The organism is Saccharomonospora iraqiensis subsp. iraqiensis (genome assembly GCF_000430445.1).
GTDB classification, from domain to species: domain Bacteria; phylum Actinomycetota; class Actinomycetes; order Mycobacteriales; family Pseudonocardiaceae; genus Saccharomonospora; species Saccharomonospora iraqiensis.
Map to the genome: position 1 here is coordinate 205,284 of NZ_KE387084.1, position 7,868 is coordinate 213,151.

At 70.7% G+C, this 7,868-nt stretch carries 8 protein-coding genes; all 8 read left to right on the top strand.

The window, feature by feature from the left end; all coding sequences use genetic code 11:
* Window positions 1-582, top strand: a 582-nt coding sequence (locus ACTIR_RS0110785) for a DUF3097 family protein (RefSeq protein WP_026454292.1), incomplete at its 5' end; no start/stop codon positions are given.
* A gap of 95 nt (window positions 583-677) precedes the next feature.
* The gene (locus tag ACTIR_RS0110790; protein WP_026454293.1) at window positions 678-1,106 is read left to right on the top strand and encodes an NfeD family protein; all 429 of its coding nucleotides are present in this window, start codon (window positions 678-680) and stop codon (window positions 1,104-1,106) included.
* A gap of 67 nt (window positions 1,107-1,173) precedes the next feature.
* Window positions 1,174-2,427 carry an SPFH domain-containing protein gene (locus ACTIR_RS22750; protein ID WP_052583824.1) on the top strand — a complete coding sequence of 418 codons (1,254 nt, stop codon included), beginning with the start codon at window positions 1,174-1,176 and terminating at the stop codon, window positions 2,425-2,427.
* A gap of 443 nt (window positions 2,428-2,870) precedes the next feature.
* On the top strand, window positions 2,871-4,250 hold the full coding sequence (locus ACTIR_RS0110800) for a cytosine permease (RefSeq protein ID WP_026454294.1): 1,380 nt from the start codon (window positions 2,871-2,873) through the stop codon (window positions 4,248-4,250).
* Window positions 4,247-5,185 (top strand): polysaccharide deacetylase family protein, encoded by a 939-nt coding sequence (locus ACTIR_RS22755; RefSeq protein ID WP_052583825.1) that lies wholly within the window; start codon window positions 4,247-4,249, stop codon window positions 5,183-5,185. The genes ACTIR_RS0110800 and ACTIR_RS22755 overlap by 4 nt, the downstream gene beginning before the upstream one ends.
* Window positions 5,185-5,646, top strand: a complete 462-nt coding sequence (locus tag ACTIR_RS0110810; RefSeq protein ID WP_026454295.1) for a nucleoside deaminase — start codon at window positions 5,185-5,187, stop codon at window positions 5,644-5,646. The genes ACTIR_RS22755 and ACTIR_RS0110810 overlap by 1 nt, the downstream gene beginning before the upstream one ends.
* Window positions 5,647-5,756: 110 nt before the next feature.
* Complete coding sequence (locus ACTIR_RS0110815) at window positions 5,757-6,983, top strand: aminopeptidase P family protein (RefSeq protein WP_026454296.1); 1,227 nt, start codon at window positions 5,757-5,759, stop codon at window positions 6,981-6,983.
* Between the two features lie 84 nt (window positions 6,984-7,067).
* The gene (locus tag ACTIR_RS0110820) at window positions 7,068-7,865 is read left to right on the top strand and encodes an IclR family transcriptional regulator (protein ID WP_026454297.1); all 798 of its coding nucleotides are present in this window, start codon (window positions 7,068-7,070) and stop codon (window positions 7,863-7,865) included.
* The last annotated feature ends 3 nt before the right edge of the window (window positions 7,866-7,868 follow it).

Here is a 7,868-nt window from a genome sequence, read left to right on the forward strand (position 1 = left end):
CCGCGGCCTGCCGCCGGTCCGGTGTCGGCCCGGTCGGCGTCCGGGTCGGTGCGGGTGGACGGTCTGCGGGCGCGCACGGCGCGGGATTCGCGGATCTGGGTCGAAGGGGCGCACGACGCCGAGCTGGTGGAGCGGGTCTGGGGGCACGACCTGCGGGTGGAGGGGGTCGTGGTGGAGCGGTTGGACGGGGTGGACGGTCTCGCCGGGCGGGTGGCCGGGTTCGGTCCGGGCCCGGGGCGCAGGCTCGGGGTGCTGGTGGATCATCTCGTCGCGGGGAGCAAGGAGTCGCGGCTGGTCGACGGGATCGACGGGGTCGACGACGGGTTCGTGCTGGTCGCGGGGCATCCGTACGTGGACATCTGGCAGGCGGTCAAGCCGGCGAGTGTGGGGATCGGGGCGTGGCCGGAGGTGCCGCGGGGTGTGGAGTGGAAGCAGGGTGTGTGCGCGGAGCTGGGGTGGGGGGATCCGGGTTCCGGGTGGCGCCGGGTGCTGTCCGGGGTGCGGGACTTCCGGGACGTGGAGCCGCCGTTGCTGGGGGCGATGGAGCGGCTGATCGACTTCGTGACGTCGGACGGTGGGTGAGTCGTGTCGCGCCCGCCCACCCACCGGAGGTCACACCTTGATCACAGGGTGTCCGGTGCCCGTTGTCACGATGATGGGTCTGGGAGTATGAGCACATGACAGCGGCCCTCATCTGGCTCCTCGTCGGACTCGGCCTGATCATGGCCGAGGTGCTCTCGGGCGAGTTCGTGCTGGTGATGCTCGGCGCCGGGGCGCTCGCCGGTGCGGCGTCGGCGACGGTCAGCGGGAACCCGATCATCGACGTGCTCGTGTTCGCGGTGGCGTCGGTGGGTCTGCTGGTGCTCGCCCGGCCCGCGCTGAAACGACGGTTCCTCGCCGGGTCCGGTCTGCGGACGAACACCGAGGCGTTGATCGGTACGGGTGCGGTCGCGGTGACCCGGGTGGACCACTCCGGGGGGCAGGTGAAGATCTCCGGGGACACCTGGTCGGCGCGCAGTGTCGCCGAGGGTGAGGTGATCGAGCCGGGGACCACGGTGACGGTCGTGGAGATCTCGGGGGCGACCGCGGTCGTGTCGGCGCTGTGAGGGGACCGTCGGGGCCGGTGCGGACCGCGTGAGCTGACCCTTTCCGAACGACAATAAGGAGCAGGTGATGTCGACAGCGGGTTACATCGTCGTGGCCGTGCTGGCGCTGTTCGTGGTCATCGTGGTCGCGAAGGCGTTGATGGTGGTGCCGCAGGCCCAGTCGGCGGTGGTGGAGCGGCTCGGCCGGTTCCGCACGGTGGCGTCTCCGGGGCTGAACTTCCTGGTGCCGTTCCTGGACAAGGTGCGGGCGAAGGTGGATCTGCGGGAGCAGGTGGTGTCGTTCCCGCCGCAGCCGGTGATCACGCACGACAACCTGACGGTGTCGATCGACACGGTGGTGTATTTCCAGGTCACCGACGCGCGGGCGGCGGTGTACGAGGTGTCGAACTACATCGTGGGTGTCGAGCAGATGACCACCACGACGTTGCGGAATCTGATCGGGGCGATGTCGTTGGAGGACGCGTTGACCTCCCGCGATCAGATCAACAGCCAGTTGCGGGGCGTGCTGGACGAGGCCACCGGGCGGTGGGGCATCCGGGTGGCGCGGGTCGAGTTGAAGGCGATCGACCCGCCGCCGTCGATCCAGGACTCGATGGAGAAGCAGATGCGCGCGGACCGGGAGAAGCGCGCGATGATTCTCACCGCGGAGGGTGAGCGCGAGTCGGCGATCAAGACGGCCGAGGGGCAGAAGCAGAGCCAGATCCTGGCCGCGGAGGGGTCGAAGCAGGCGGCGATCCTGGAGGCGGAGGCCGATCGGCAGTCGCACATCCTGCGGGCGCAGGGTGAGCGGGCGGCGAAGTACCTGCAGGCGCAGGGGCAGGCGAAGGCGGTGGAGAAGGTGTTCGCCGCGATCAAGGCGAGCAGGCCCACGCCGGAGGTGCTGGCGTACCAGTATCTGCAGACGCTGCCGCAGATGGCGCAGGGGGACGCGAACAAGGTGTGGCTGGTGCCCAGCGACTACGGCAAGGCGTTGGAGGGCTTCGCCAAGCAGTTCGGCGCGCCGGGTGAGGACGGGGTGTTCCGCTACGAGCCGTCGGAGCAGCAGGCCCCGGCGATGCCGTCGCTGGAGGACGACGAGGTGGCGAGCTGGTTCGACACGGCCACCGACCCGAAGGTGGCCGAGGCGGTGCGTGCGGCGGAGGCCGTGGCGCGGCAGGAGGTGCCGGACCCGATGAGCAGCGGTGGCAGCGCGCCGACGCCGCCGTCGGCGTTGTCGACCCTGGGTGGTGCGGATCGGTCGCCGGCCGCGCCGGGGGAGCAGCCGGAGTCGTCGCAGGGTGGGCAGGCTCCGCCGTCCGGGGGTGCGTCCCCGCAGCAGTAGGAGTCCGTCGCGATCCGGGGTCGGGAGCACGACCCCCGACACGGCAGGTGCCCCGTGGACCGGGGCGCCTGCCGTTTTTTCGTGTGCCGGTGCCCTCGGTGTGTCCGGCGCGGACGGTGGTGGAACCGACACACCCGGTTGCCGCAACAGGTGTGCTGATGCTGCAACCTGTGTGCGTGTCGGGTCGCGTCGGTCGGTGTGTGACCTTCGTGAGTAATCCTTCATCCCGGTCGATCGCGTCGTAAATTGCGTGGTCAGAACGCTTTTGCCGGAGTCGTCGTCGACCGTGGAATTGTCCGGGCGGGTTGACAGGTTCGCGGGCCCCTGCCTAGATTGCCACAACCAATTTGCGCGTGAAGCAACGCAATGAGACGGGTTCACACGATTCCGACTATGTCCGGACATGACGGCGCAGGTCGTGGTGTCCGTGGACAGGGAGACGCATGGTTTCTGGCCGTACCCGGCGTGGTGACGCCGGACACGACCCCGATTATCCGCTCGAGGCCGTTCCGAGGGCGGCGCGCCGCTCGCCCGCGGGCCTGTTCGTCCTGCTCGCGAGCTTCTTCTTCTTCACACCCACGATGCTGGCCGGGGGGCAGACGTCGGTGGGGTTCCGGTTCAGCGACTACCTGCTGATCGCGCTGGTGGCCGCGACGGTGCTCGCGCTGTACGCGGCGCTGATGGGGGTGATCAGTTCCCGCACCGGGCTGAGCACCGTCCTGATCACCAAGGCCACGCTCGGGCGGGCCGGCGGCAAGTGGGCCGCCCTGCTGCTGGGGGGAACCCAGGTCGGCTGGTTCGCGGTCACCCTGGCCGTGCTGGGCGATCTGATCGGGCGTGCGCTGTCGTTCGACACGACCTGGCCGCTGGTGCTGGTGTTCGGCGTGGTCACGGCCACCGCCGCCTACATGGGCGCCAAGGGGCTGGAGATGTTGGGGTGGGTGGCCATCCCGCTGCTGCTGGTGCTGTGCGTGTGGATCGCGCAGCGCGCGATCAGCGACGTCGGCGGCTGGGGTGAGCTGATGGCGACCGAGCCGATCACCGAGATGAGTGTCGGCGCCGCGCTCACCGTGCTGATCGGCACATTCGTCAGCGGGTCGACCCAGGTGGGGAACTGGTCCCGGTTCGCCCGCAGCGACCGGGGCGCCCTCATCGCGATCTTCGTCGCGGTGATCGGTGCCCAGTCGGCGATGTACTTCTTCGGCGGCCTGGGGTCGGCCGCCTACGGCGAGCCGGACTTCGTGCTCGCGCTCTACGAGATGGGGCTGGTGGCCGCGGGCGCCGGGCTGCTGCTGCTGGCGCTGTGGACGACCAACGAGAACACCGCCTACGCCTTCGGCGTGGCCGGCGCGGAGCTGTTCTCGGTCAACGACAAGCGTCCGTTCGTCGCGGGCGGTGCGGCGCTGGGCGTGGTGCTCGCGCTCACCGGCATCTACGAGTCGCTGACGGTGTTCCTGACACTGCTCGGCACGCTCGTGCCGCCGATCGGTGGCGCGATCATGGGCCAGTTCTTCCTGGTGTGGCGCGGCCGGTTGCCGCGGCAGTACCTGACCGAGAAGGGCGGCGTGACCGGCGTGCCGATGCTGCGGTGGAGCTGCCTGGCCGCGTACCTGACCGGCACGGTGGCCGCCGGGCTGGGGTCGGCGTTCGACGTCGGCATCCCCGCGGTGCAGGGCATCGTCGTCGCGGCCGTGGCCGCCCCGCTGTTCCACCTGCTGCTGTCCCGGGGTCGCGGCCCGGACACGGGGAACCCGTCCGGGGCGACGGGCACCGCGGACACGGGAAGCGTCGCGGAGGCGGGAAGCGCGGAGCCCACGCGATGACGACGAGAGGAGACGACCCGGTGGCACACGGGCACACCTGGCCGGAGGGGGTGCGGGCGGCGGCGTCGTTCACCTTCGACGTGGACGCCGAGTCCTGCGCCCTGGCGGCGGACCGATCCACCCACGACCGCATGTCGTTGATGTCGCACCAGTCGTACGGGCCGCTGGTCGCGGTGCCCCGGCTGCTGGAGATCCTGCACCGCCAGGAGATTCGGGCGACGTTCTTCGTGCCGGGGCTGACCGCGGAGATGTATCCGGACATGGTGCGCCGGATCCGGGACGCGGGCCACGAGATCGCCCACCACGGCTACACGCACGAGCCGATGGGGTCGCTGACCCGCGACCAGGAGGCCCGGGTGCTCGACCGGGGCCTGGCGGCGCTCGAGTCGGTGGCCGGGGTGCGGCCGTCCGGTTACCGCGCGCCGTGGTGGGAGCTGAACTGGCACACCCCGGAACTGCTGCTGGAACGCGGATTCGTCTACGAGACGAGCCTGCTGGACGGCGACCGTCCGTACGCGCTCGGCCCGGTGACCGGGCCGGACACCGGGGAGTCGCTGGTGGAGATTCCGGTGGACTGGGCCCTGGACGACTGGGAGCAGTACGCGTTCTACCCGGGCTGGACCGGCAGCGGTGTGATCGAGTCGCCCGCGAAGGCGCGGGAGCTGTGGCAGTTGGAGGCCGAGGCGATGCACCGCGAGGGTGGGTGCTTCGTGCTGACCAACCACCCGTTCCTCAGCGGGCGGCCCGGCCGCGCCCACGCGCTGGAGGAGCTGATCGAGCGGGTGAAGGACCTCGAGGGCATGTGGGTCACCACCCTGGACGAGATCGCCCGGCACACCCGGTCGCTGGGGCTGCCGCCGTACCGGCACCAGCGGATGTCGACCGAGCGGGTGCGGGACGCGTTCGCGCACCTCGAGGACTCCGGGGAGGCGTGATGGGTCCGGTTTCGACTCTCGACGAGGCGGACGCGGCGGGCCTGGAAGCGGCCTACCGGCAGGCGCGGGAGGGGTTCGCCGAGGGCGGTGTCCCGATCGGCGCGAGCCTGGCCGAGGACGGGCGGGTGGTGGCCACCGGCCGCAACCTGCGGGTGCAGGAGGGTGATCCCACCGCGCACGGCGAGATCACCTGCCTGCGCCACGCCGGCCGCCGCACCGGGTACCGGTCCACGACCCTGTACACCACGTTGGCGCCGTGCGCGATGTGCGCGGGCGCGATCGTCCAGTTCCGCATCCCGCGGGTCGTCATCGGTGAGGCCACCACGTTCGGCGGCCACCTCGACCTGCTGCGCGCGCACGGCACGGAGGTGCTGGTGGCCGACGACCCGCGCTGCCGCGACCTGATGGCCGAGTTCCAGCGCCGGTCCCCGCGGGTGTGGGCCGAGGACATCGGCGACTGACCGGCCGGGCGCCCGACGCCCGATCCGACGGGGCCGGACCGCGGCACGGGTGGTGCCGGCCGACGAGTTCCGTCCGCACGACACGGCGGACACGACACGCAGGAGGAACGATGAGCGAGACGCTCGAACGGCTGAAGATCATCCACAACGGGGAGAAGGAACAGCGCACCTTCTCCGACGCGGAGATGGAGCGTCGGCTGTCGACGCTGCGGAAGATCATGGCCGACGACGGGGTGGACGTGGCGCTGCTGACGTCGTACCACAACGTCAAGTACTACTCGGACTTCCTCTACACCGCCTTCGGCCGGAACTACGCCTACGTGGTCACCGCCGACGACGCGTTCACGGTGTCGGCCAACATCGACGGCGGCATGCCGTGGCGGCGCACCTACGGCGACAACGTCGTCTACACCGACTGGCAGCGGGACAACTTCTTCCACGTGATCAAGGAGACGTTGCGGTCGCGGGGTGTGCGGGTCCGGCGGGTCGGTGTCGAGGACGACACGCTGCCGGTGCAGCTGCGGCAGAAGTTCCAGGACACCTTCGACGACGCCACCCTGGTGGACATCTCGCAGGCGGCGATGCGGCAGCGCATGATCAAGTCGCCGGAGGAGATCGAGGTCATCAAGCACGGCGCCCGGATCGGTGACCTCGGTGGGGAGGCCGTGAAGGCCGCCATCGCCGAGGGCGTGACCGAGTACGAGGTGGCGCTGGCCGGGACCGAGGCGATGGTGCACGAGATCGCCCGCACCTTCCCCGCCAGCGAGATCCGGGACACGTGGGTGTGGTTCCAGTCCGGGGTGAACACCGACGGTGCGCACAACTGGCCGACCACGCGGAAGCTGCGGCAGGGGGACATCCTCAGCCTGAACTGCTTCCCGATGACGTCGGGCTACTACACCGCGCTGGAGCGGACCATGTTCCTCGGTGAGCCGGACGCGCGGTCGTTGGAGCTGTGGAACATCAACGTGGACGTGCACAAGCGCGGTCTGGACCTGATCCGGCCCGGCATCAGCTGCGGCGAGATCGCGCACACGCTGAACGAGATCTACATCGAGCACGGTCTGCTCGCCAACCGCACCTTCGGCTACGGCCACTCGTTCGGCGTGCTCAGCCACTACTACGGCCGGGAGGCCGGGCTGGAACTGCGGGAGGACATCGAGACGGTGCTCGAACCGGGCATGGTGGTCTCCATGGAGCCGATGATCATGGTTCCGGAGGGTGAGCCCGGCGCGGGCGGCTACCGGGAGCACGACATCCTGGTGGTCACCGAGAACGGCGCGGAGAACATCACGAAGTTCCCGTTCGGCCCGGAGCACAACATCGTCCGCGGCTGACACGGACCCGCCTCCGCCGCGCCCGCCTCGCCCCCTGGGCGGGTGCGGCGGAGGCGCCTCCGGGTGACACGAGAGGATGTCGGCATGGTGAACGACGTCGCGGACGCGGGCGAGCGGCCCGGTGGCGAGGGCCGGGCGATGTCGGTGCTGTCCAACGGCATCGCCGTACTGGGGGCCTTCAGCAGCGAGGAACCCGAACTCGGGGTGACCGAGATCGCCGCCCGGGTGGGGCTGCACAAGAGCACGGTGTCGCGCATCCTGGCGACCCTGGAGCGGGAGAACCTGGTCGAGCGGGACGAGCCGTCGCGGCGGTTCCGGCTGGGGCTGGGGGTGCTGGCGCTGGCGGGGCCGTTGCTGGCCGATCTGGACGTGCGGCGGGCGGCCTACCCGGTGCTGGCCGACCTGACCCGCCGTACGGGGGAGACGGCGGCGTTGATGGTGTGGAACGACACCGAGTCGATCTGTGTGGAGCAGGTGGCCAGCCCGCACCAGGTCAAACACACCACCCCGTTGGGCACCCGGTACAACACGGCGGCGAGCTCGTCGGTGCAGGTGTTCTGCGCCGCGCTGGAGGAGAACCGGGTGCGCGGCCTGCTGGAACGCGGGGTGCTGCACATGCCCGGCGTGGACGAGCACACCGTCGCCGCCTACGTCGACCGGCTGGGCGAGGTGCGCAAACTCGGCTACGCGGTGAACTACGGCGAGACGTCGCTGGAGGAGGCCGGTCTCGCCGCCCCGGTGGCCGACCACCGGGGTGAGCAGGTGGCCGCGGTGCTGCTGTCGGCGCCGCGGTTCCGCGTCTCCCGCGACCAGCTCGAGCTGTACGGCGAGGTGGTGCGGGAGGCTGCCGCGGGCATCACCGCCCGGCTGGGCGGGGCCTGACCG